At 66.8% G+C, this 24,159-nt stretch carries 24 protein-coding genes; 9 read left to right on the top strand and 15 right to left on the bottom strand.

What is annotated here, in order from left to right:
• The first annotated feature begins 40 nt into the window (after positions 1–40).
• On the top strand, positions 41–1,078 hold the full coding sequence (locus tag KA712_13265) for a Gfo/Idh/MocA family oxidoreductase (GenBank protein MCG5053926.1): 1,038 nt from the start codon (positions 41–43) through the stop codon (positions 1,076–1,078).
• Positions 1,075–1,722 (top strand): N-acetyltransferase, encoded by a 648-nt coding sequence (locus KA712_13270; protein ID MCG5053927.1) that lies wholly within the window; start codon positions 1,075–1,077, stop codon positions 1,720–1,722. Before KA712_13265 ends, KA712_13270 begins: the two co-directional genes overlap by 4 nt.
• On the opposite strand, the gene KA712_13275 is transcribed toward KA712_13270, so the two are convergent.
• The 4 genes from KA712_13275 to serS all read right to left on the bottom strand — a co-directional run bounded on the left by KA712_13275 (position 1,719) and on the right by serS (position 6,645).
• A complete protein-coding gene (locus KA712_13275; GenBank protein ID MCG5053928.1) occupies positions 1,719–3,947 on the bottom strand; it encodes an ATP-dependent RecD-like DNA helicase in 2,229 nt (742 codons plus the stop codon). The two genes, KA712_13270 and KA712_13275, sit on opposite strands and share 4 nt — an antisense overlap.
• Positions 3,948–3,989: 42 nt before the next feature.
• Positions 3,990–4,337, bottom strand: coding sequence for an integration host factor subunit beta (locus KA712_13280; GenBank protein ID MCG5053929.1), 348 nt, complete (start codon positions 4,335–4,337; stop codon positions 3,990–3,992).
• A 151-nt stretch (positions 4,338–4,488) separates the two neighbouring features.
• Positions 4,489–5,352 (bottom strand): hypothetical protein, encoded by an 864-nt coding sequence (locus tag KA712_13285; GenBank protein ID MCG5053930.1) that lies wholly within the window; start codon positions 5,350–5,352, stop codon positions 4,489–4,491.
• Between the two features lie 27 nt (positions 5,353–5,379).
• The gene (gene serS, locus KA712_13290; GenBank protein ID MCG5053931.1) at positions 5,380–6,645 is read right to left on the bottom strand and encodes a serine--tRNA ligase; all 1,266 of its coding nucleotides are present in this window, start codon (positions 6,643–6,645) and stop codon (positions 5,380–5,382) included.
• 32 nt (positions 6,646–6,677) lie between these two features.
• On the opposite strand from serS, the gene KA712_13295 reads away from it, so the two are divergent.
• Complete coding sequence (locus tag KA712_13295; GenBank protein ID MCG5053932.1) at positions 6,678–7,160, top strand: PEGA domain-containing protein; 483 nt, start codon at positions 6,678–6,680, stop codon at positions 7,158–7,160.
• Between the two features lie 108 nt (positions 7,161–7,268).
• Here KA712_13295 and KA712_13300 read toward each other — a convergent pair whose 3' ends face one another.
• Entirely contained in the window at positions 7,269–7,478 is a 210-nt protein-coding gene (locus KA712_13300) for a hypothetical protein (protein MCG5053933.1), read from the bottom strand.
• A gap of 175 nt (positions 7,479–7,653) precedes the next feature.
• Here KA712_13300 and KA712_13305 point away from each other — a divergent pair, with 175 nt between their 5' ends.
• Complete coding sequence (locus tag KA712_13305; protein ID MCG5053934.1) at positions 7,654–8,235, top strand: nucleoside monophosphate kinase; 582 nt, start codon at positions 7,654–7,656, stop codon at positions 8,233–8,235.
• Positions 8,236–8,238: 3 nt separating this feature from the next.
• A complete protein-coding gene (locus KA712_13310) occupies positions 8,239–8,652 on the top strand; it encodes a cyanoglobin (GenBank protein ID MCG5053935.1) in 414 nt (137 codons plus the stop codon).
• Between the two features lie 22 nt (positions 8,653–8,674).
• On the opposite strand, the gene aroA is transcribed toward KA712_13310, so the two are convergent.
• The 3 genes from aroA to KA712_13325 all read right to left on the bottom strand — a co-directional run bounded on the left by aroA (position 8,675) and on the right by KA712_13325 (position 11,096).
• Positions 8,675–9,949: a 3-phosphoshikimate 1-carboxyvinyltransferase gene (aroA, locus tag KA712_13315; protein ID MCG5053936.1), complete on the bottom strand. Its 1,275-nt coding sequence runs from the start codon at positions 9,947–9,949 to the stop codon at positions 8,675–8,677.
• Between the two features lie 22 nt (positions 9,950–9,971).
• Complete coding sequence (locus KA712_13320) at positions 9,972–10,718, bottom strand: tetratricopeptide repeat protein (protein ID MCG5053937.1); 747 nt, start codon at positions 10,716–10,718, stop codon at positions 9,972–9,974.
• Between the two features lie 162 nt (positions 10,719–10,880).
• Positions 10,881–11,096 (bottom strand): cold shock domain-containing protein, encoded by a 216-nt coding sequence (locus KA712_13325; protein ID MCG5053938.1) that lies wholly within the window; start codon positions 11,094–11,096, stop codon positions 10,881–10,883.
• Positions 11,097–11,355: 259 nt separating this feature from the next.
• Here KA712_13325 and KA712_13330 point away from each other — a divergent pair, with 259 nt between their 5' ends.
• Genes KA712_13330 through KA712_13345 form a run of 4 tightly spaced genes read left to right on the top strand, consistent with a single transcriptional unit; the run spans position 11,356 to position 17,695 of the window.
• Positions 11,356–12,882 (top strand): FAD-binding protein, encoded by a 1,527-nt coding sequence (locus KA712_13330; GenBank protein ID MCG5053939.1) that lies wholly within the window; start codon positions 11,356–11,358, stop codon positions 12,880–12,882.
• On the top strand, positions 12,879–14,111 hold the full coding sequence (locus KA712_13335) for an FAD-binding oxidoreductase (protein ID MCG5053940.1): 1,233 nt from the start codon (positions 12,879–12,881) through the stop codon (positions 14,109–14,111). The genes KA712_13330 and KA712_13335 overlap by 4 nt, the downstream gene beginning before the upstream one ends.
• Positions 14,066–15,466 carry a 4Fe-4S dicluster domain-containing protein gene (locus tag KA712_13340; GenBank protein MCG5053941.1) on the top strand — a complete coding sequence of 467 codons (1,401 nt, stop codon included), beginning with the start codon at positions 14,066–14,068 and terminating at the stop codon, positions 15,464–15,466. The genes KA712_13335 and KA712_13340 overlap by 46 nt, the downstream gene beginning before the upstream one ends.
• Positions 15,467–15,475: 9 nt before the next feature.
• Entirely contained in the window at positions 15,476–17,695 is a 2,220-nt protein-coding gene (locus tag KA712_13345) for a response regulator (GenBank protein ID MCG5053942.1), read from the top strand.
• 64 nt (positions 17,696–17,759) lie between these two features.
• Here KA712_13345 and recA read toward each other — a convergent pair whose 3' ends face one another.
• From recA to KA712_13380, 7 genes are all read right to left on the bottom strand, one after another.
• Entirely contained in the window at positions 17,760–18,836 is a 1,077-nt protein-coding gene (gene recA, locus KA712_13350; protein ID MCG5053943.1) for a recombinase RecA, read from the bottom strand.
• A gap of 45 nt (positions 18,837–18,881) precedes the next feature.
• The gene (locus tag KA712_13355; protein ID MCG5053944.1) at positions 18,882–20,414 is read right to left on the bottom strand and encodes a YifB family Mg chelatase-like AAA ATPase; all 1,533 of its coding nucleotides are present in this window, start codon (positions 20,412–20,414) and stop codon (positions 18,882–18,884) included.
• 156 nt (positions 20,415–20,570) lie between these two features.
• A complete protein-coding gene (locus KA712_13360; protein MCG5053945.1) occupies positions 20,571–21,464 on the bottom strand; it encodes a hypothetical protein in 894 nt (297 codons plus the stop codon).
• Between the two features lie 74 nt (positions 21,465–21,538).
• Entirely contained in the window at positions 21,539–21,952 is a 414-nt protein-coding gene (locus tag KA712_13365) for a biopolymer transporter ExbD (GenBank protein ID MCG5053946.1), read from the bottom strand.
• 52 nt (positions 21,953–22,004) lie between these two features.
• Positions 22,005–22,460, bottom strand: a complete 456-nt coding sequence (locus KA712_13370) for a biopolymer transporter ExbD (protein ID MCG5053947.1) — start codon at positions 22,458–22,460, stop codon at positions 22,005–22,007.
• Positions 22,461–22,516: 56 nt separating this feature from the next.
• Complete coding sequence (locus KA712_13375) at positions 22,517–23,335, bottom strand: MotA/TolQ/ExbB proton channel family protein (GenBank protein MCG5053948.1); 819 nt, start codon at positions 23,333–23,335, stop codon at positions 22,517–22,519.
• A gap of 69 nt (positions 23,336–23,404) precedes the next feature.
• Complete coding sequence (locus KA712_13380) at positions 23,405–24,130, bottom strand: energy transducer TonB (protein ID MCG5053949.1); 726 nt, start codon at positions 24,128–24,130, stop codon at positions 23,405–23,407.
• Positions 24,131–24,159 lie beyond the last annotated feature (29 nt).

A 24,159-nucleotide genomic window follows, 5' to 3' on the forward strand; every position in this document is an offset into this window, starting at 1 on the left:
AGCCTTTCGTCAGGGAACCGATGATAGGATCAAGCTGCCGATGCCAACCGCTTCCTTGAATCGCGTGGGACTTGCCGTGGTGGGGGCTTCGGGGTGGGGCAAAAACGTGGTGCGGGCGTTTTCCATCGCCGAGGGCTGCGACCTGTCGTGGGTCTGTGATCTGAACCCGCAGTTGCTCCGCGCCACGGCCGCACGCCATCCCGGCGTCAAGATCACCTTGTCGTACGAGGAGGTTCTGGCCGACCCCGCGGTGAGCGCCGTGGCCGTGGCGGTGGACGTTCCGAACCATCACCGGCTGGCCAAAGCCGCACTCGAAGCGGGACGCCACGTCTTCGTCGAAAAGCCCCTCACCTTGACGAGCGCGCAATCCCAAGAGCTGTGTCTTTTGGCGCGCACGCGCGGGCTCACCTTGATGGTGGGTCATCTTCTGCTGTACCACCCTGCCGTAGTGCTCGCGAAACAGCGCATCGATGCCGGTGAGCTGGGAGATATCCATTACCTCTACAGCCAGCGTGTGAACCTCGGCATCGTGCGGGAGACCGAGAATGCCTGGTGGTCGCTCGCGCCCCACGACATCGCGGTGGCCATGCACCTGCTCGGCGAGGCCCCCGTGGCCGTATCCGCGACTGGCGCCGTATTCTTGCAGCGCGAACGCCACGTGGAAGACATCGCCTTCGCAGCGCTGCGGTTTTCACAGGGCCGCACGGCACACATTCACGTATCCTGGCTGGATCCCCACAAGCGCCGCAGCCTCACGGTCGTGGGATCGAAGCGCATGTTGTCCTTCGACGACACGGCGGCTGACGAACGCGTGAAGATCTATGACAAAAGCGCGATCCCCTCCCCGGGGCACACCACGTACGCCGAGGGCGTGGCCGTACGCTCGGGCGACGTGATCGCACCCGCCGTACCCAACAAAGAGCCTCTGCTCGAAGAATGTGAGCACTTCATTACGTGCGTTCGCACGGGGCAGCGGCCGCGCAGCGACGGAGAGCAGGGCCTTGCCGTCGTTCGCACGCTCGAGGCGGGGCAAGAGTCACTGCGCAACGGCGGCGCCCCCGTGGACATCGCCCCATGAAGACCGGCGCGACGGGTGCAAAGCCCGAAGGGCAGCGCGCGCCCAGCGCCCCCGTGGCGCCCGCGTGGGCCCACGCTTCGGCCATCGTGGACGAGGGCGCCGTGCTTGGCCCCGGCACGAAGGTCTGGCACTTCTGCCACGTCATGTCCGGAGCCCACATCGGTGCGGGGTGTTCCCTGGGGCAAAACGTGTTCGTGGCCGCAACCGTTCACGTGGGCGACGGATGCAAGATTCAAAACAACGTGTCGCTGTATGACGGCGTGACCTTGGCAAGCGACGTGTTCGTGGGGCCCTCGGTGGTGTTCACGAACGTGGTGAACCCACGCGCCTTCGTGATCCGCCGCGACGAGTATCGCCCCACTCACGTGGGCCGCGGCGCCAGCATTGGTGCGAACGCCACCATCGTGTGCGGACACGACATCGGGGCGTACGCCTTCGTGGCAGCGGGGGCCGTGGTCACCCGTAACGTGCCCGCGTTTGCCCTGGTGGCCGGTGTGCCCGCGGTGCAGATCGGCTGGATCTGCCGCTGCGGCCTGCGCCTCGCGGTTGACGACGCGGGCCCGCCCTGCTGTGCCGCCTGCGGAACACACTACGTCTTCGATCGCACCCGCGGCGAGATGCAGGTGTGCGAGGACGTTCCCTAAACGCGCGCCGCCTGTCGCAGGCGCTCTGCGAGACGGCTATGACGCACGTTGGCCTTTTCGTTGCGCACGGCGAGGCCGAGCGCTTTGCGCGTGCCCACCATCACCACCAGGCGCTTGCCCCGCGTGACCGCCGTGTAGAGCAGATTGCGCTGCAACATCACGAAGTGCTGCGTGTGAACGGGCAAGACCACGGCCGCGTACTCCGAGCCCTGCGATTTGTGGACGGTGGCGGCGTAAGCGAGCGCGAGCTGGTCGAGCTCGTCGTTTTCGTAGGTGACGGAGCGGCCCTCGAAGGTGGCGGTCAGCGTGTCACCTTCGATCGCCGTCACGTGGCCGACATCGCCGTTGAACACGTCCTTGTCGTAGTCGTTCCGGACCTGCATGACCCGGTCACCCACCCGGAAGAGCCGCTCGCCGCGTGCGATCTCGGCCGCGCCCGCGGTGAGCGCCTCTTGAAGCAGGTGGTTGAGGCGCAGGGCGCCCAGATCCCCGCGGTGCATGGGCACCAGCACCTGAATCTCGGCGTGGGACAAGCCGTAGCGTTTCGGAAGCCGTGTCACCACCAGATCCCGCACGGTCTCGGCCGCCTTTTGCGGGTCCGGCTCTTCGAGGAAAAAGAAGTCCCGTTCGTCGGGGGCGCCGTTTTCGGGCGGGGCCCCGAACTCGGGCGGCGCGCCCGCGTTGATCCGGTGGGCGTTGGTGACGATCAGGCTGCGCGCCGCCTGACGGAAGATCTCGGTGAGGCGAACGGTGGCGATCACGCCCGACCCGATGAGATCCGCGAGCACGGCGCCCGGGCCCACCGAAGGCAGCTGGTCCACGTCGCCCACGAAGACGAGCCGCGTGCCCTCGGACACCGCCGCCACCAGATCCGCCGCCAGCCTCACGTCGAGCATGGACGCTTCGTCCACCACCAGCAGGTCGGCCTCGAGGGGATTTTCAGCGTTGCGGGCGAAGGCGGCCTCTTTGGGGCGCCACTCGAGAAGGCGGTGAAGAGTCCCGGCCGGCAGGCCCGTGGCCTCGGCCAGGCGCTTGGCGGCGCGCCCGGTGGGTGCGGCCAGGGCCACCGTGAGCCCCGCCGCCCGACACAGCTGCACCACGCCGCGCACGATGGTGGTTTTGCCCACGCCCGGGCCCCCCGTGACCACCAGCACCTTTTCGCCGAGCGCCCGGCCAATCGCCTCTCGTTGCGCGGGGGCGAGCGCAAGGCCCGCGGCGGCTTCGTAGCGGGCCACCGCCGCCGCAACGTCGCCCTTCATGTGCACACGAGGAGGGGCGTTGCGCAGCCGCACCAATGCCAGGGCCACTTCGCGTTCGGCGCGGAACAGGCCTGTTTCGTAGACGATCTCGCCGTGCTCGGGCACGCTGTCGAGCGCGACCACCCCCTCGCGCCCAAGGACGTCCACGGCTGGACGCACCAGGGCCTCGTCGACGCCCAGCCGCTCGGCCGCCAGGCGCTCGAGCTCGAGGCGCGGCACGAACACGTGGCCGCCGCCATTGGCCTCGTCGAGTACGTGGCGCAGGCCCGCCTCGATCCGGATCGCGGCGTCCTTGGCCACCCCCAAGCTGGTGGCGAGCCTGTCGGCCGAGAGAAACCCGATGCCCCACACGTCGAAGGCCAGCCGGTAGGGGTTGTCGCGCACGCGGGCCACGGCCGCGGCGCCGTAGCGCTTGTAGATGCGCGCGGCGAAGGCAGGGGACACACCGTGGCCCTGCAAAAACACCATCACATCGCGTACGCCCTTTTGCTCGAGCCACGCCTGCCGGAACGCTTGCGCGCGGCCCTTGCCGATTCCGGGAACCTCCGCGATGCGGTAGGGCTCGCGGTCCAGAATCTCCAGAGTCGCCATGCCGAAGCGGTCCACGATGCGGCTCGCCATCTCGCGGCCAATGCCCTTGACGAGCCCAGAGCCGAGATACCGCCGAATGCCCTCGAGGGTCTCCGGCGCCAGCTCGGTGTAGCTTGCGAGCTTGAGTTGCCGGCCAAAGCGCGGGTTGTCCTCGTAGCTGCCACGCACGCGCAGACGTGCCCCTTCGGGTACCCCGGGCAAGGCGCCCACGATGGTCTCGAGCTCTGCCGCCCCCTCCACCTTGAGGCGGGCGACCGTGAAGGCCCCGTCGTGACCGGCGAACACGATACGCTCGAGGGTGCCCTCCCGAATGACCTCCTCGGTAGGAACAGGAGCCGCGTGGCCTTTGCCCGCAGCGCGCTCGAAGAGGTCCATCTCGCCGCCGCCCTCATCCCCCGGCCGCATGGCGCCGCCGGCTCAGTTGGCCTCTTCGAGCAGCTCGCCGAGCTCGTCTTCGTCCTCGTCGGTCTCCGGTGCGAGCTCTCCCTTGCCTTCGTTCACACGCTCCCGCAGCTCTTTGCCCACTCGGAAGAAGGCCATGCGCTTCGGCTTGACGTGGACCGTCTCTCCGGTCCGGGGATTCCGGCCCTCGTAGGCCTTGTAGTCCCGAATCGTGAAGCTGCCGAAGCCCCGGATCTCGATACCCTCGCCACGCTTGAGCGCTTCGACCATGCCGTCGAAGATCTGGTCGACGATGAGCTCTGCCCGCCCGGCCGGCAGCTTGAGCTGATCCGCGATCGCCACGATGAGGTCGGCTTTGGTCATGACGAGATTCGAGCCCTGACTCTAACCAAATCCGCGGCCGAGCGCAAAGTGGCAAAAACTCACAGGAAATCGAGATTTGCGCGAAACAGGCCCGCAAAGGGCCCAAACGGTCTGCCGCCCTTCCGCGCCCCTGGATGGAGCGCCCGGCCGCTCAGGTCGAGGGTCGTGCCGGCAGCGGCGCCGAGGCGTCGCTGCGATAACGGTAGGCGCGGAAAAAGGCGTACTCGTCGCAGTTGTGCCGCGCGTAGAAGTCCATGATGTCCTTCCAGTCGAACTCGTTGCGTTCGACGCCGTCGCGGATCTCACTCCAGGAGAAGGTCTGCGGGCATAGCTCTCCGGCGAGCGGCACATGTCCCGACGCCGTCCGCGCGTCGTATAGCACGAGCGCGGGGGGCAGGCGCGACAGGTAGTGGGCCGCAAGAGGAGCGACCTCCATGACCTCGACGCTCAGCAGATCGAGCGTGCTCGCGTCGCGGAACAAACACTCGGTGCGCTGCACGTTGGTGTGCGGCGCCAGGATGATGGCGTTGTGGGGGATGTCCCCCTTGTTTTGGCAGCGCTGGTTGCGCGGCACCTGCGTGACGACCCTGTAAGCCAGGTAGTTGTCGGTGCGGTTTTCGATGTCCAGCACCAGGTGGTCCGCACGGAAGGTCTGCCCGTCCACGATGGCCTGGCGCTTTTCCACCTTCAGCGTGAGGGTGAGGTGCCGCGTCTCGAGGGGTTTTCCGGGCTTGAGCGCGCGGCGCCCCCGAATCTCGTCGTAGTACGGTATCGGCTGCGCCAGCTCGGCGAGCGCCGGCGCCGAAACCGCGTACTTCTTGGCATCCTGCTCGATGAGCGCCTGGTAGATGGGCTGAGAATACTTCAGCTCCGGCATCATCTGGTTGACCGGAGGCGGGGACTTTGGCACCGGGGGGGCGGGCGGAGGCGAGGCCCCGTAGAGCAACAGCACGCCCCCGAAGATCACCACGGCGGCCGCGCCCAGGCAGGCAAGCGCGAGCGGCTTACCTTCCACGCAGACCTCCTGCCCCGCCCACGCGCGTCACCCGATGACCTCCGCGCCCCCCATGTAGGGCCGGAGGGCGGCAGGCACGTCGATCCGCCCGTCGGCCCGCTGGTACGACTCCATCACCGCGATCATGACCCGCGGCAGGGCCAGCCCCGAGCCGTTCAGCGTATGGACGAACTGGGGTTTGTCCTTGCCGTCTCGAAAGCGGATGCGCGCGCGGCGGGCCTGAAAGTCGCCAAAGTTCGAGCATGAGCTCACCTCCAGCCACTCCTCGCACCCGGGCGCCCACACCTCGAGGTCGAACTTGACCATGGCGGAAAACGAAAGGTCCCCTGTGCACATCTCGATCACACGGTAGGGCAGCTCGAGGGCACGCAGAACGTCCTCGGCGTCATCGAGCAAACCCTTGAGTTCGTCCATGCTGGTCTCGGGCCGCACGAACTTCACCAGCTCGACCTTGTCGAACTGGTGGCCCCGCTTGATGCCGCGGGTGTCGCGGCCGGCGGCCATCTGTTCGCGGCGGAAGCAGGGCGAGTAGGCCACGTGTTTGATAGGGAGGCTCTGGCCTTCGAGGATCTCGTCCCGATAGAGGTTGGTCACGGGGACCTCGGCGGTGGGCACCCACCAGAAGTCCTCGACCGCGTCCCGGTAGAGGTTGTCGCCGAACTTCGGCAGGTTGCCGGTGCCCACGAGGCACTCGCGGCGCACCATCGCGGGCGGAAGCACCTCGGTGTAGCCGTGTTTTTCCACGTGCAGGTCGAGCATGAAGGCAATGAGGGCGCGCTGAAGCCGGGCCCCCTGGCCCTTGAGCACGTAAAAGCGGGAGCCCGAGATCTTCACCCCGCGGTCGAAGTCGAGGATGCCCAGCTTGGGGCCGAGCTCCCAGTGCACGCCCGGCTTGAAGTCGAAGGTCCGCTTCCGTCCCTCCTCGCGCAGGATCCGGTTTTCCGTGTCGTCTTTTCCCTCGGGCACCGACGGGTGCGGCAGGTTCGGCACCTCGAGCAGCTTCGCCTCGAGCGCGGCCTCGAGCTGCCCCAGCTCCTGGGTGAGTGTCTCGTAGCGCGTCTTCAAGGCGGCGCCTTGGGCCACGGCGGCCTGCCGTGCCTCCGCATCGGGCGCGCGGCCAATCTCCTTCGAGAGGCGGTTCTGCTCCGCCTTGATCGTTTCCGAGTCGGTCTTGAGCTTTCGGACCTGTTCGTCGAGGGCAAGCAGCGCGTCGAAGTCGACGTCGGCGCCCACCCGCCTTAGACCTGCCCGGACGAGGTCGGGCTGTTCACGCATGAGCCTGATATCAATCATTTTCGCCCGCAGTCTACGCTACGGCGCGCGGCGTGGAAATCATTGCGCCTCGGGGGGGGCCCGCCCTACTTCTTCCCCTTGGTCCCCGGCAGCGGGTCGAGCCGCGCCTCGAGGGCGTTGTGCACGTCTTTGAGGTACGCTGTCGTGTGCCACGGTCGGTGGCCTGGCAAGCGCACGTGGACCGTCACGGTCTCGAACCGGCTCACCTTCAGCCGCTGGGAGCCCGCACGAAGCCGCACGTCGGTGCCCACGGCCCGGCCGCCGCCGCCCCGGCACTGGTGCCCCCGGAGACCGCGGCGGCCACCCTGGCCGTGTCGTCCACACCGCCCGGGGCGAGCCTCACGCTGAACGGACGGTCCCTCGGGACGACGCCCCCCAGCGGCGGGGGCGGGGGCGTCAGGCGGCGCGGGGGGACGCGCGGCCCCGCGTCGAGGTACCGGGGAGGTAGGGGGGGTGGGGGCAGTCGGGGCGGACGGGGCCGGGCCGGGTGCGCCAGGAGCGGCGGTTCAATCTGACCCGTGGGGACCACCGTACGCTCCTCGTCCACTGAGCTCTCCCGAGAAGCGGGACGGCTGGCGTGTTCCGCGAGCCGGAGGAAGAGGCGCTCGTTCGCTTCGTCCATTTCACGCAGCTTCACCCGCACGATGGGCCGCGCGTCGAGGGCTGTCCTCCGTGGCGAAGGCAGAGAAGCGAGCCACGAAGTCGTCGACCGACTTGCACTTGGTCGACACCTGCACGACGCGCTCGTCCGCGGCCGGCTGCGCTGCGCGGCCCCTCGTGTCCCACGACGCCCTCCGGGTCGGGTCGTCCGTGCGCGATTGACCCACGGACATGACATCGGCATCCCGGAAGGGCGCTTAATTGCCCGTCCGGAAACGGTTGCCGCGGCCCGAGAAATGGCCTTAAGTTACCTCCCCCGGTGCCGGGGACACGGCCGCGGGTTTGCTTCTTCCGCCCGGCCCCCTTCACCCATTTGCCCCTTTACCCCCCGCAAGGACAGCGATCTCGATGCACAGAGCCATTCTGCTTTTCGGTTACCCCGGCAGTGGCAAGGGAACTCAGGGCAAAATCCTCAACGCGCTGCCTGGTTTTCATCATGTCGCCATGGGCGAGATCTTTCGCGGGCTCAAACCCGGAAACCCGCTTTATGACGAGGTCTGGTCCTACCTGAAAGCAGGCAACTTGGTGCCCGATCAACTCGTGATGGACTTGTTCGCTCAGCACATCGAACAACGCAAAATCCCCCAGGCGGATCTGCTCGTGATCGACGGCATTCCGCGCAACCGCACGCAGGTGAACCTGCTCAATCAGCTCGCAGCCGTCATCAAGATCTTCAAGCTCTCCGTTTACAACGAAGATCTCGTGGTCCGGCGCATGAAGAAGAGGGCCATGACCGAGAACCGCCCCGACGACGCCTCGGACGACGTGATCGCTCACCGGCTCGAGGTGTATCGAACCGAGACGGAAAGCTGCATCAAGGCCTACCCGGGAACGATCCTCACCCGCATTCAAGCCGATCAGCCGGTGTTCGACGTTCACCTCGACATCATGAATGCCCTCGGCAAAATGCGAGACATTCGCTTCCCCTGACCCATGGCGCTGTCCCCCGAGACACCTCCTTACGCGCTGATGGGCGGGGAAACCGCCGTCCAGACCCTGGTGGCGCGGTTTTACGAGCACATGGCGCTTCACGAGCCGGCGCTCGCCCGGCTGCACGCATGCGAGCCCGATGGGCGGGTGACCGCCGAGGCACAAGAGCGCTTCTGTCTGTTTTTGATCGGCTGGCTTGGCGGCCCCCAGACCTATATGCAGGTCCACGGACATCCGCGGCTGCGGATGCGCCACGCTCACGTACCCGTCGATTCGGCGATGCGTGATGCCTGGCTGCGTTCGATGAACGCCGCGATCGCGGAGGGCGCCTTCGATCCCGAGGTGGTGGCCCACCTGCAACGGGCGTTTGCCCAGGTGGCGGACTTTCTCCGCAACCGGCCTGACGGCACGCCGTGAACGACCCAACGGCGGATGGGATTCACACCGCCGCGCGCGCGCCGAAGTCGGCCAGGTGGTCCCAGAACCGCGGATACGTTTTGGACACGCAGGCCGGGTCCGCGATCGTGACACCGGGGACCACCGAACCCAAAACCGCGAAGCTCATGGCCATGCGGTGATCGCTGTAGCAATCGATCGTGGCAGGCGTCAGCGGCCGCGGGTTCACCCGAAGCCAGTCGGACCCCATCTCCACGTCCTGGCCCAGACGGCGCAGTTCGGTGACGGTGGCCAGCAAACGATCGGTCTCTTTGATGCGGATGTTCGCCACGTTGCGGATCGTCGTGGGCCCCTCGGCGAGCGGCGCGATCGCGGCCAGCGTCATCACCGTGTCGGAGATGTGATGCATGTCCACGTCCACGCCCCGTAGGCGCGTGGCGGCCCGCACCCGCGTCTGCAGGGGGGTGCGCTCCACCTCGGCCCCCATCTGCGCGAGCACGTCCACGAACCCATAGTCACCCTGCAAGGATCGGGTGCCGAGCTCCACGACGATGTCGTGGCGTCCCGCCGCCGCCAAAGCAAAGGGATAACTGGCGGCCGAGGCATCGGGCTCGATGGCGTAGGTCAAAGGCCGGTAGGCCTCGACCGGGTGAACCACGAAGGCGTTCGCTTCGGTATCGATCTGGGCGCCGAAATCCTCGAGCATGCGGATGGTCATCTCCACGTAAGGCCGGCTGACGAGCGGACCTTCGATCTCGATGCGCAGCGGCCGGCCACACAGGCCGCCCATGAGCAAGAGAGCTGTGAAGTATTGGCTGGACCGGTCGCCCCTCATCCGCACGTGACTGCCCCCGTAAAGGCCTCCCGTGATCGTGAGCGGCGGACACCCGGAGGCGCACGTCACGGAAACGCCCAGCTGGCGAAGCCCGTCGACGAGATCGGCGATGGGGCGCTTGGCCATGTGCTCATCGCCCACGAGCGTGGTTTGCCCGGGGACGAGCGCCGCCAAGGCCGCCAGGAACCTCACGGTCGTGCCGCTGTTGCCCACGAACAGGGGTTCGCGCGGCGCACGCAGCCGGGTCCAGCCGCCGTCGATCTGCACGATGGGCCCGTCGTCACGCACGCGCACGCCCATCGCCTCGAGGCCAAGCCGCATGTACCGGGTGTCGTCGCTCTCGAGAACACCCGAAAGCCGCGTGGTGCCCTCGGCCAAAGCCGCCAGCACGAACGCCCGGTTCGTAATGCTCTTCGAGCCCGGAACCGGCCATGTCCACCGGCGGCCTGGCGCAAGCGGGCTGATGGGCAGCGCCCCCGACATCTTCAATGGCTCCTGGCAGGCCCTACATGCGCCGGACGCGCATGCGCTTGCCGCCGCCGATCTTGTCGGGAGGAGGCATGAACTTGGGTTGGCCCTGCCCCGCCATCGCGGGCGTCTCGATGTGGAACGAGTACCACTCGGCCCCGTAAGCCGACATCTTTGGCTTTTTGCCCTTCTCCAGGGAGGCCAGGTGCGCCTTGAGGCGGGCGTCCGCCGGCAGGGCAGCCACACCCCGCTGCAGCACGTTGAGCGCCTTGGCCTTTTCGCCCCGCTTCAGCTCGCAGAACGCGTAGGCGGCCCAGAGCAGGCCCTGTTCTTTGTTTTTGGCGACGGCGACCTCGAAGGCCTTCTCCATCAAATCGTACTGGTGCTTCTTGAAGTGCGCCGCAGCAAGCATGCCGCGGGCCATCCACAGCTTCGCCGGGGCCTTTTCGAGGTAGGGGCGAGCCCCTTCGAAGTCCCGTTGCGCCGCGTACTTGAGCACACCGATTTGTCCGTCCATCGACGCCGCCAGACGCGGAAACCATAGACCCAGCGGCCGCATGCTCTCGAACACGGCGATGGCCTTGTCGAATCGCTGCGCCGAGATGTGCGCCTCTGCCTCTTTGTTCTTGGCTTCGAGGCGCCGGAGCACCTTGCGGCCAATGAGAACAAGGGGAATGACCAGGCCGGCGAGGCCCAGAAACACCCCCGACCACGGGTCGAAGAACACCAACCCTGTGGTGAACGCGACCGCACCAATGACCAGCGCGATGAGAAGGGAGAGCATGAGCGGTGCCAGTGTGTAGCACGAAGCCCCTGGTCACACCCGCAGAACCCTACCCACCCGAAGGGTCGTTACACCCCCCTCCACTGGCCGCAATCCGTGCTGCGCGTTCGCCGTGCGCCCAGGCCCCGGGGGGAGCGCAGGACGCACGGCAATCGTGATTGATTAGTTCGATTTGTCGATGCGGCGAACGGCCTTTGCGGAAGGTCCGCGCGGCGCATCGTGGAGCTCGAGCTCGACCTCTTGGCCGCCTTTCAGCGACTTGAAGCCATCTGCCAGAATCTCCGAGTAGTGGACGAAGATATCGGGCTTCCCGCCAACCTCGATAAACCCATAACCCTTGACATTGCTAAACCACTTAACCCGTCCAACGGTCTTCATCGGTGAATCCTCCAAATGATTCGCTTACTGTCTTAAGCATGAACGGGGCCAACGGCGGAAATATTCCACTCCTGATTGATTCCAGCTACTTAGGATCGGAGGTCGGGTGGGGTCGCGGGCCAACTTACACAGATTGTCCCAGGCCTGGATACAGATTGGACGAAGCAGGCACGGACGGTTCACACCCTGTGGCGCAGGGGCCACAGGCGCCCACCACGCACCTGCCCGAGCGCTCGAAAAGCTGTAGAGTCCTGGCGGAATGAAACAACGGGGCACCCTGGCCGCGCTCCCTTTGCCCAAAGGGGCCAAGCTGCACGAATCCGTGCTGCAAAACATGCCCGCCTTCAGCTTCGACGCGGGCGCCGTGCTGCAAGCTCTGCGTGCGCTTTTGCCCCCCGAAAGGCTCGTCACGGCGCCCGCGGGTCTGTACGCCTACGACTGCGACGGGCAGACGCTCGACACCGCACTGCCCCTGGCCGTGGCCATCCCAGAAACGACCGACGAAGTCTCACGCCTGGTCAAGGTGGCCGCGGCTTTCGGGGTGCCCTTTTTGGCCCGAGGGGCGGGCACGGGCCTTTCGGGAGGCGCCGTGGCGGTGGGGGCGCTCGTCATCTCCACCGCCCGCCTCAACCGCATCGAGGAGATCGATCTCGAAAACCGCCAGGCCTGGGTGGGCCCCGGTGTCGTGAACGCTCATCTCTCGCGCGCCGTGGCCCACTCGGGTCTTCACTACGCGCCCGACCCTTCGAGCCAAAACGCGTGCACGATCGGCGGCAACGTCGCCGAGAACTCGGGGGGGCCCCACACGCTCAAATACGGCGTGACCACGAACCACATCCTCGGCTTGGAGGTGGTTTTACCGGACGGGGAGATCGTGAACCTCGGCGGCACCGCGCTCGACAGCCCGGGCTACGATCTGGTCTCGGCCTTCGTGGGCTGCGAGGGCACCTTTGGCATCGCCACGCGGGTGCTGGTGAAGCTCACGCCTTTGCCCGAAGGGGTGAAGACCGTGCTCGCCGTCTTCGACACGGTCGAGGACGCATGCCGGGCGGTTACCGCCATTCTCGACAGGGGCGTGGTGCCCGCAGCCGTCGAAATGATCGATAAAACCACGCTGCAGGCGGTGGAAGCCTATACCCACGCGGGCCTTCCGCTCGATGCCGCCGCCGTACTCCTCGTGGAGGTCGATGGGATGGTCGAGGAGCTCGCCGCGTCGCTCGACGCGGTGGTCGCAGCGCTCGAGGCAGCGGGGGCGCGAAGCCTTCGCCATGCAAAAGACGAAGCCGAACGACTCACCCTGTGGAAGGCCCGCAAGCAAGCGTTCGGCGCGCTCGGCCGCCTGGCTCCGAACTACTACACCCACGACGGCGTCATCCCGCGCACGCGGCTGCCCGAGGTGCTCGCCGAGATCGGCCAGATCGCGGAGCGGCACCACGTGACCATCGCCAACGTGTTCCATGCGGGCGACGGCAACTTGCACCCCGTGGTCCTCTACGACGAGCGAGAACCGGGCGCTATCGACCGGGTCAGGGCTGCAGGCGACGAGATCTTGCGGCTGGTCCTCGCGGTGGGGGGCAGCCTCTCCGGTGAACACGGCATCGGCATCGAAAAGCTGAGTTACATGTGCGACGTGTTCAGCGAGACCGATCTCGCGGAGATGCACCGGCTGCGCGCGGTCTTCGATCCGATGGGCCTGTGTAATCCCGGTAAGGCGCTGCCGCATCCAGGGCGCTGCGTGGAGCTCGGGCCCGGCTCCGGCCAGACGCGGAAGCCGGTGGGGCTGTGAACGGGAACGCGGAGATCCCGCGCGTCGCCGAGCCAAGCTCGCGTCAGGAGCTGTGCGAGCAGGTGCAAGCCGCGTTTCGCGCCGAACGCCCCCTCCACGTTGCGGGGCTCGGCACCAAGCAGGCGCTCGGGGCCTGGCCGCGTGCGGACGAGGGTGGCAACGCTTTACGGCTCACCACGTCCGGTCTTCACCGCGTCGTGGCGTACGAGCCGCGCGATCTCGTGATCACCGTCGAAGCGGGGATCCGCTGGTCCTCGCTGCAAGAGCTTCTGGCCACCCACGGCCAGTGGCTGCCCTTCGACCCGCCCTACCCTGGAGGCACGCTCGGCGGCACGCTCGCCACCGGCGTCACGGGCCCGCGCCGGCAGCGATACGGCACGGCCAAGGATCACCTGCTTGGCCTCCATGTGGTGAGCCCGCGCGGCGACCTCACCCGATCGGGCGGACGCGTGGTCAAAAACGTCACGGGCTTCGATCTGCACCGGCCTCACGTGGGGGCCTTCGGCAGCTTGGGCATCCTCGTCGAAGCCACGTTCAAGGTGAGCGTGCGGCCTTTGCTTTCGCAGGCCCTGCTCGTGCCCTTCGCCAGCGTGGCGGCGGGACACCACTGGCTGCTCGACGTCGCCCAGAGCCCTCTGCAGCCCACCGCGCTCGAGCTCTTGGGCGGGGCCCTGGCAGGGGAATGTGCGCAGCGGTTCGGGCTCGCCTGGCCCAGGGCCGCCGCCCTCGCTCTGGTGGGCGTCGAGGGCAGCCCCCCCTTCGTGCGGCGGCACCTGGCCGAGTTGCAGGCGCGCCTCCCCGCGGGCGCCGAGGGCCTGGTCGTCGAGGACGCCCGCCGGGAATGGGAGGCGCTCGCGCAGCTTCCGGCAACAGGCGGGGGGGTCACCGTAAGGCTTGGCACCAAACCTTCGGCCCTCGCGGCCTGCATTCCCGCGGCCCTCGCCAGTCACGCTTCGGTGAGCGTAGGCCTCGGGCTCGCGCGGCTGCACTGGCCTCGCGACGCGGGTGTCGAAGCCATCGGCGCCTGGGTGGCCCGTCTCGACACGATGGCGGCCGTGCACGGGGGCTATGCTTGTGTCGCGTCGGCGCCCACGGACCTCGACGGTCGCCACGCCCTGCCTTTTTATCCCCCGCGCCTTGCGACGACACCGGCGCATCGGCTTTTTTCCTCACTCAAGCACGCATGGGATCCGAAACACCTACTCAACCCCGCAAGAGCGCCCATCTGAAGCTCTTCGCAAGCCCCGAGGCCCCCTCGTTCGAGCAGGTCTCGACCTGCGTGCATTGTGGCTTTTGCCTGGAGGCGTGCCCCACCTACCGGGAGCTGCGGGTGGAGATGGACTCTCCGCGGGGCCGCCTCTACCTCGTCAAGGGCTTGCTCAAGGGCCAGATCGAGCCGGGCGACGAGGTGCTGCGCCATCTCGACCAGTGCCTGGATTGCCGCGCTTGTGAGACAGCCTGCCCCTCGGGAGTGCCCTACGCCGAAATCTTGGAGCGCAGCCGCACCGTACTCGAGCCCCTACGGCAAAGGCCCGCCGCCGGGCGCTGGTTACGCCGCCTGTTCTTCGAGCGCGTGCTGCCCTCGCGGCGCGTGCAGCGTGTCGTGCTCCGCACCTTGTGGTGGGCGCAGTCGCTCGGGCTCCTGGCCCTCGGCCGGCGTCTGGCGCGGCTCGGCTGGCTGCCCGGGCGGCGTCTGCAGGCGGCGGCCGCAAACCCTCCCCTGCTGCCGCCCCGGGCGTTTCGCGACACGGTGGCCAAAGCCTTCGATCCCCGCGGCGGCACCTATGTCTTCCCTGCGCAGGGCGCGCGCAGGCACAAGGTGGCGTTGTTCACCGGGTGCCTCGCAGACCACATGTTCGCGAGCGTCAATGCCGACACGGTCGAGGTGCTGACCCGCAACGGCTGCGAGGTGCACGTGGTGCCCGAAGAGGCCTGCTGCGGGGCCTTGCACATCCATAACGGGGCACGCACGGAGGCGGTCGCTCTGGCCAAACGCAACATCGAGGCGTTTGCACCCCACGGCTTCGACGCCGTGATCTCCAACGCCGCCGGCTGCGGCGCAGAGTTGCGTCACACCCAGGGACTTTTGCCGAACGACGCCGAAGCCGTCGCCTTCGACCACAAGGTGCGAGACATCTGCGAGTTCCTGGTCGAGATCGGCTTCGAGACGCCCCGGGGGCCGAGCGGCGGAAGCGTTCTGTCCCTGGCGTACGATGAGCCTTGCCATCTCGTCCATGCGCAAAAGGTGAGCGCCGCCCCCAAACAGGTGTTGGCGGCGCTTCCAGGCTATCGGCCCGTGCCCCTGGAAAACGCTGACACCTGCTGCGGCAGCGCGGGGCTCTATGCGGTCTTGCAGCCACAGCTGGCAGGATCGATTTTGGACCGGAAACTTGCGGCCCTCGTGGCCAGCGGCGCCCAGGTGGTGGCCACCGGCAACCCCGGCTGCTTGCTCCAGATCGGAGGGGGGGTCGGCAAGGCGGGACTTGCCATGCGCGTGGCCCACCCTGTGAGCCTGCTGGCTGAGGCCTATCGCGCCGAGTCAGGTCCGTCCTCGTCAAGCCCCCGAGACGAGCGGCCGATGTAGGCCGCTGGTTTGACCTCGCTCCCGCCCCTTTTGCAGCTGGCTCAACCCGCCCCCCAAACGGCGACCGAACAGGCGATCGTCCGCGCCGAACAACTGAAGCTGTTGTTCGGAAGTCTACCCACGGCGTTGTGGGCCGCCGCCCTGAACGTCATCGTGCTGGCGGTCGTGAGCCACGGGCACGTCGAAACCGCTTGGCTCTGGGGCTGGACCTGCACGTCCCTCGGCATCGGCGCGGTCCGCGGCCTCGTCAGCGCGCGCTACCATCGCGCCGCCGCACGAGCGGGGCCGGAGGGACCACGGACCAGCGTCTGGTTACGCCGCTTTTTGCTCGGAAATTACGCGGCCGGGCTGGCCTGGGGCTCCGCGCCGATCGTGCTCTTTCCGGACGACGCCACTCACCAAATCTTCCTCGCCTTCATGCTCTCGGGTGTTGCGGCGGGGGCGACGGCCACCCTGGGACCCGTCCGCGCGGCGTTGGTACCTTTCGGCGCGGCCCTCACGCTCCCCCTTTCGGTTCGCTTCCTGCTGAGCGGGTCGGAGTTGGGATTGGCCGTGGGGCTGGTCTCTTTGCTGTTCCTCACGTTCGTCGTGACGAGCGGTCTCAAAAATCATGCTGCCGTATCGGAGAATCTGCTGCTGCGCATTCGCTTGTCTCGCTCCGAAGCCCTGATGAGCGAAACCGGGAGGCTGCTGGAGGTGGGCGGGTGGGAGCTCGACATCCCTTCGAGCCGGGTCCGCTGGTCGGATGAGGTTTTCCGCATTCACGAGCTTCCACCGGGCCGAGAGCTCTCGCTCGAAGAAGCGCTCGGCTTCTACTCGGGGGAAGCCCAGCAGGAGGTGAAGGCCGCGGTCTCGGCCTGCATCAACGAGGGCACACCCTGGGACCTCCAGACCGAGTTCGTGACCGCCAAGGGCAAACGCCTTTGGGTCCGCTCGCTCGGGCACGCCGAATTTCGCAGGGGCAAGCCCGTGCGCTTGGTCGGTTCGTTTCAGAACGTCACCCGCATCAAGGAAGTGGAAAACGAGCTCATCGCGTCGAAGAACCTGGCCGAGGCGGCCACGAAGGCCAAAAGCCAGTTCCTGGCCACGATGAGCCACGAGATCCGCACGCCCATGAACGGCGTGTTGGGTCTGTCGAAGATTCTGCTCGATACGCCCCTTTCGCCTGATCAACACCGGCTGGTGGAAAACATTCACGCATCGGGTGAGACCCTGCTGACGGTGATCAATGAAGTGCTCGATTTTTCGCGCATCGAGGCCGGACGCCTGGAGATCGTGGAAGGTGCCTTCGATCTCGGCGCGACCCTCGAGGGGGTGTTGGCACTGTTGCGCCCCGAGGCCGTGCGCAAGGGACTTGACCTCCGCTTGGCCTATCCAGGCCCTGCGCCGCACACGCGTTTGCGCGGAGATGCGAGCCGGATCCGGCAGGTCTTGCTGAACTTGGTGGGAAATGCCGTCAAGTTCACGAACACCGGGTCGGTGGTCGTGAGCGCGGAGGTGGGCGTCGTCGGAGGCACAGACAGCGCGCAGGTTCGCCTGGCGGTGGCCGACACGGGCCCCGGCATTCCGCACCTGCTCCACGAGCGCTTGTTCGAGCCCTTCACGCAAGGTGACGCGCGCTGGGCCCGCCAGCATGGGGGCAGTGGGCTGGGGCTCGCGATCACCAGGCAGCTCGTGCAGCTGATGGGTGGGTCCATCCATTTCGTGTCCGAGCCGGGACAAGGCACGACCTTCACGGTCGACCTGCCGCTCGCCCTCGAGGAAGCAAGTGAAGCGCCCACGCCGTCCGCACGGACGCCCGAGGCTCAGGAAGGCCGTCCGACGTGGCAAAGGGCACCCCGGGTGTTGGTGGTGGAAGACAACGAAGTAAACCAGCTCGTGGCGCAACGCCTGCTGGAGAAACTCGACTGCATCGTTCACATGACGGGCAACGGCTTCGAGGCGCTCTCCGAATGGCACGCCCACGACTTCGACTTGGTGTTCACGGACTGTCAGATGCCAGGCATGGATGGCTTCGAGCTCACGCAGGCGATACGGACATCCGGTGCCAAGGGCGCCGCGGTTCCCATCGTGGCCCTCACGGCCAACGCGTTTCAGGAAGACCAGGACCGCTGTTTGGCCGCGGGCATGACCGACTACCTGACCAAGCCCGTCTCCGCGACCAAGCTCCGCAGCGTCCTGCTCGCCCGCCTCCCGGCCCTCGTCACCCCGAGCGCCCCGGCCGAATGAACCCCTGGGGCCGTCCGCGCGGCAGCTGCACCGCGGACGGCCCCCCGCTCATCGAGCGCACGGATCACGCCGAGGCCAAAGCCACGGCGTCGCGACCGCCGCTGGCACCCGCGACGGCAACCGGACCCACGCGCCCTTCGGTCTCTAGACCTGCGCCGGTCCCAGAGGCCAAAACGGATTTCCTGACCTCCGCCATGAGCTCGGGATGGGCCAGGAGATGTTCCCGTGCCCGCTCCCGCCCTTGCCCGAGACGCTCCCCTTTCCAGGAATAGAACGCCCCCGCCTTGTCGATGAGCCCGGCCGCAGCGCCCAGGTCCAACATCTCGCCCGCCACGTCCACGCCCACGCCGTAGAGGATGTCGAACTGCGCCTCACGAAAGGGAGGCGCCACTTTGTTCTTCACCACTTTGACCCGCGCCTTCGAACCCACGACGGTCTCGCCATCCTTCAAGACGCCCGTCTTGCGAATGTCGAGGCGCACGCTGCTGTAGAACTTGAGCGCGTTGCCTCCCGTGGTGGTTTCGGGGTTGCCGAAGACCACGCCGATTTTTTGGCGAAGCTGGTTGATGAAGATGACCGTGGCGTTCGCGCGCGCCGTGGCGGCCGTGAGCTTTCGCAGCGCTTGGCTCATCAGCCTGGCCTGCAGACCCATGTGCGCATCTCCCATCTCGCCCTCGATCTCGGCCTTGGGCACGAGCGCTGCCACGCTGTCGACGACCACCAGATCCACCGCGCCCGTGGCCACCAGGCGATCCACGATCTCGAGCGCCTGTTCGCCACAATCCGGCTGCGAAACCAGGAGCTCCTCGATTTTCACACCCAGCTTCTTGGCGTAGCCGATGTCGAGCGCGTGTTCAGCGTCGATGAACGCGCAGACCCCTCCCGCTTGTTGTGCCTGCGCGATCGTCTGCAAGGTCACCGTGGTCTTCCCCGAAGATTCGGGGCCGTAGATTTCGACCACGCGGCCGCGAGGCAAGCCGCCAACCCCCAGGGCCTGGTCGAGGCCCACGGAGCCCGTGGGGATCACGCCCACCTCGGGGAGGGTTCCTTCCCCAAGCGCCATGATGGCGCCCTTTCCGAACTGCTTCTCGATGGACGACAGGGCCTGCGCAATGGACTTCAGTTTCTCTTTGATGTTCATGAGTGTTGACTCCCTTTCGAGGTGCTTATCCGCAGGCCTTTGCGATCAGTTGCTAACGATCTCGCGATCGAAAACACGATAGGAGAGCGCCTCGGCCACATGCGCAGACCGCACGTGTGGAGCGTCTTCAAGGTCTGCGATCGTGCGTGCCACCCGTCGAATGCGATCGATGGCCCGCGCCGAGAGGGCAAAGCGTTCCACGGCGCGTTCGAGCAGACGATGGCCGGCCTCGTCGAGAGGGGCAAAGGCTCCGAGTTCCTGCGGCGTCAGACGCGCGTTCACCGTGCGCGCCCGCGTGGCTTGCCGCGCGCGGGCGCCCGAAACGCGCAACGCCACGGTGGCGCTCCGTTCTCCCGGCGTGCCCGCCGCCAGATGCCGGTAAGGCACGGCGGGTACATCCACGTGCAGGTCGATGCGGTCGAGTAGCGGCCCCGACAGTTTGGCGCGGTAGTTGGCGATCGCCGTGAGTGAACAGGTACAGGTGCGCAAGGCACTGCCCAGGTGGCCACAGGGACAGGGGTTGAGCGCCGCCACGAGCATGAAGTCCGAAGGAAAACGTACCGCCCTCCGGGCGCGTACCAACGTGATGAACCGGTCTTCGAGGGGCTGCCGTAGCCCTTCGAGAGCCGTGCGCGAAAACTCGAGCAGCTCGTCGAGGAAGAGCACCCCATTGTGAGCGAGCGAGACCTCGCCCGGACGAACCAGGGGGCCGCCCCCGACGAGCCCCGCCACGGAGACGGTATGGTGGGGGGCACGAAAGGGGCGCGCGCGCTCGAGGCCCCCCGCACCGAGAACCCCGGCCACGGAGTGGACCATCGTGGTCTCGAGGCTCTCCTCGAAGCTGAGCGGCGGCAGAATGCCAGGCAACCTCCGGGCGAGCATGGTCTTGCCCGAACCCGGGGGCCCCACGAACAGGATGTTGTGACCGCCCGCCGCCGCAATCTCGAGCGCGCGACGCACCTCCTCTTGCCCCCGCACGTCGGCAAGGTCGGGCAGCGTCTGCGCCTCAGCAGGATCCTCGTCCGGGACGTCGGGGCGGCGGAGCGTGTCGAGTCCTGGCGCGCCCGGCGCACGCAGCGCTTCGACCAACTCGCCGAGACAGCGCACACCCACCACCTGTAGCCCCTTGGCCGCCATCCGCGCTTCTCGTTCGTTGGGTGCCGGAACGAAGATCCGTGCGAGGCCGGCTTTGTGAGTCCAGGCGGTGACGGGAAGCACGCCTCGCACCGGGCGCAGGGTGCCATCCAGCGCCAGCTCTCCCAGGAACAGGCTTTGGTCGAGCGCGCCCTCGGGCAACGCCTCAGCCGCGCGCAGGATGCCGAGCGCGATGGGCAGGTCGAAGGCGGCGCCGTCCTTCTTGAGATCCGCGGGGGCCAGATTCACGACCACACGGCGCTGCGGAAGTTTGAACCCGCAATTCTCGAGCGCGCCCCGAATGCGGATGCGGCCTTCTTTCACCCCGGCGTCTGGAAGGCCCACGATGTTCACGCCCGGCAGCCCGGCGCCTATGTCGACCTCGACTTCGATGGGCGCAGCTTCGATTCCGATGACGGTGGCTGAGGTCACTTTGGCAAGCATGGACGGGCGCATTGCGAAGGCCGTGCCATGCAGACGAGCGCCCGAATGCCAACGTTTTCACAGACGTTAATGCGACGCTGGACGACGGGCCCTCCGGGCTACGGACATGCCCCCTTCGCTCTGCCCAAAGGCTGGACAGTGGCGTCGCAAAGACGGTCAGGGGCTTGGGCCCGTGTCGACGAGCCCTCCATCGGGGGCAAGCGCGTCGGGTGGGGCTGCCCCCACGGTGAAGCGGTAGACGTACGCCCCCACCGCGGGCAGCGGCACGCCATGCCGATCGGTCACCAGCTCGGGGTCCAGCCGGAGCTCCAGCTCACCCTGCGGCCAGGGCACGCCCTCGCCCTGCGGGCTCACGAGCCAGGACTTGGGCTGTGCCATCGGCGTGAGAATCTCGATGGCCACGGGCTCGCCCGCGCGGCTCACCCGCACGGCGCCGGGCACGGGTGCGCCAGGAGTGCTGGAGAACGCGAGACGCACCACGAAATCGACCGGGTGAGCGCTCTCCGGGGCCGGAAAGGTCACGCCGAAGGGAAGGGTCTCGAACGAAAATCGTGTGGGCCCGACGTAGGGCCCTCCGCCCCGGCCTTGTAGACGCTCGGGCGCAAGCTCGAGCGTGAGGGTTGCCGCCGAGGGAAGAGGGGCCGGGGTGACGAAGCTGACACTCGGGGCGGACCTGCCCTCGATGCGACGGCCCGGGTCGTAAGTCGAGAGCAGCGGCAAGTCGACGGCGCCGGCCTCCCGCTGCCAGCGGACCCAGGCCACGCCCGCACCGGGCCGCGGGGTGCCGCCCGCGAGGTCTTGCACCAGGGTCACCTCGAGGAGCTGATCGAACACCGCGCGAAACGTGACGTCCGCGGGAAACGGCGGGGCGACACCCGCGTCGAAGGTCTCGATCCGCCACAACACCGCCGGTGCGCCCGTGGACGGCAGGGCCTCGAGCGCCTGCAGAAAAGGCGAACCGCCCGCAGGAGCGTCGTCGCGACAGCCTGCGAGGGCCAGCGTGGCGGCGATCGGAAGCGCCCGGGGGAACAAACGGAAAACCCGCCACATGTTCGGCTCTCCTCTCACTTGAGCCGGACGCGGGCGGGTCTGTCAAGCGCTGCCGAGGGCAGCGCCAAGGTCAGTCAGTCTTTCGTCACGATGCCCAGGGTCTCGGCCCCGGCGCCGCGCGCGGTGTCCATGAGCTTCACGGCCTCGCCGTAGTTCGCGTCGTCCTCGATCTTGAAGAACACGACCTTCTTGCTGGCCTTCTTGAGGCGATCGGAGAGCTTGTCGGCCAAGGCTTCCCAGGCCACGGGCTCGGCGTTCACCGTGATCTGCCGATCTGCGTTGTACTCGATGACGATGTTGTTCGGAAGGTCCGGTGGCGGTGGTACGTCATCCGGCATCTTCTTCGGCACGTTGGCATCGTGGTACTTGAGCAATGAGGGCGTGAGCACCATGAAGATGATGAGCAACACGAGGACGACATCGATGAGGGGCGTGACGTTGATGTCTGACTTCGCCCCGCCTTTGCCGCCACCTACGTCCATTCCCATGACTTGGACTCCTTAAAGAACCTGCGTGGACCCGTGGGTTGAGCAGAGCAGCTCAACCGCCGGCCTGGCCGGCCTCGGGCTGCCGGAACTCTTCCGTTCCCAGGAAGACGTCTTCGATTCCGGCCTTGTTGATCGTTTCCATCACCTCGCGTGCCAGACCGTACGTGATGCGGTTGTCAGCCTTCAAGAAGATGTTCTTTTCGGGAGACTTTCGCTTCTCGGCTTCGACGAGCGATGTCAGCTCGTCGAGGCCCTTGGCTCGCTTCCCCATCACGTAAATCTGTTTGTCGTTGGTGACCGAAACGATGATGTCTTTGCCATCGTCCGCCTTTTTCTGGTGGGCGGTGGTCTTGGGGAGGTCCACGGCCACGCCGCTCACTATCATGGGCGTCACCACCATGAAGATGATGAGCAAGACCAACACCACGTCCACCAGCGGTGTGACGTTGATGTCGGCCTTCACCTGCCCCTTTGAACGCTTCTTGGGGTGGCGCGCCTTCGAGCGCATCTTCTTGATCTGGTGTTCCGTGGCCACGGTGGGACCTCGATGCGGGGTGCGGAGGGTTAGTACCTCTGGGGACCACCGCCGGGATACGGCGACGTGATCGGGCCACGAGGCATCTGGGAGGGCGGACCATGGCCATGACCATGACCGTGTGCGGCCGCCATCGGCGCCACAGCCATGGGGCCACGGGCTTCGCGCATCATGCTGTCGAGCACCTCACCGGCGGTCTCGTCGAGGTCAATGGTGACGTCGTCGATCTTCGCGATGAAGTAGTTGTAGAACCAAACGGAGACGATGGCGACGCCGAGACCGACGGCCGTGGCGATGAGCGCCTCGGCGATACCGGCCGCGACCGACGCAATGCCGCCGCCACCCTTCTCGGGGTCACCCATGCCCTGGAAGGCCGTGATGATACCGAACACCGTGCCGAACAGACCCACGAACGGGGCGGAAGACGAGATCGTCGCCAGTAGGGGCATGCCCTTGCGCATCCCGGCGAGCTGTCGCTCCTTCACGCGCTCCATCGTGCGGCTCGAACCGTCCACGACGAGCTCGAACTCGGAGGCGTCGCTCGCCTTGGCGCCCAAGCTCTCGACGCCTCTGACAAATTCGTTGATGCCCGACCCAATGACCTTGGCGACGGGGCTTGCCTGCCATCGCTGGTCGAGGCCCACCGCCTCACGCAAGCGCCCCTGCGAGCTGACGAGCGGCAGAAGCGAACCGATGTAGCCGATAGACTGAATCTTGGCTTTTCGGAAGGTGATGAAGCGCTCGACCGTCACGCCGATGGCGAGGATCGACATGATGATCAGGACGATGACGACCCCCTTGGCCACCATGCCCATCTGTGACCAGAGATGTGCAATAGAAAAATTCATGTTCGTTTTCTCCTTCGAGGCGTCTCCCGAATTGCCTTTTCGACCGAATGAAGCTTGCGCGTGAGAGGACTACTGACTGACTTTCAAAATGTTCTTCTGCACGTAGCAGAACGGAACGGGGTTGCCGCCCACGGACATGGGTCGGAAACGCCAGGTCCGCATCTTGTCCGTGCAGGCCTTATCGAACAAAGGATCCGAAGGCTTGATGACGGTGACGTTCGAGACGTCTCCGCCCTTGCCCACGCAGATCTTGACGAGGTTGAAGAGCAACATACCGGAGCGCTTGAGCACGGCGGGGATGTCGGGAGGGGGGTTCGAGAGGGCTTGCTTCTCGCCGATGGCGGGCGGAAGCATCTTCGGCGCCTCTTCAACGCCGGTGCCGCCCACGACACCGCCCACGACACCGCCCACCACGCCCCCTTTTACGCCCCCTTCCACACCGCCCTCGACGCCGTCGTCCTCGCCCGAGTCTTCTTCCTCTTCCTCTTCGGGTTCAGGCTCTTCTCTGGGCTGAACGACCTGGTTCGGCTTCGGTTGCACGATCTCCGCTTTGGGCGTTTTCGGCTTGGTCGAAGACGACTTTTTCTTCGGAGGAGGAGGAGGCGGCGGCGGTGGTGGCGGCGCCGACATGAAGGTCACAGCCACGCTGGGCGGCGACAGCTCGTCGACGTGCCAGAACGAGTGCACGATTGCATAAACCAGCGCAACCCCGTGCAGCCCGATGGAGACGACGTACGTGTACCGGCGGCCTTTCGGCTTGACCTTGTCTTGCGTGAGAAATGCCTCGAACGCCATGGCTTGCTCGCGGTGGGTATCCCAGGTGT

Source organism: Myxococcales bacterium (genome assembly GCA_022184915.1).
GTDB lineage: Bacteria > Myxococcota_A > Polyangia > Fen-1088 > Fen-1088 > JAGTJU01.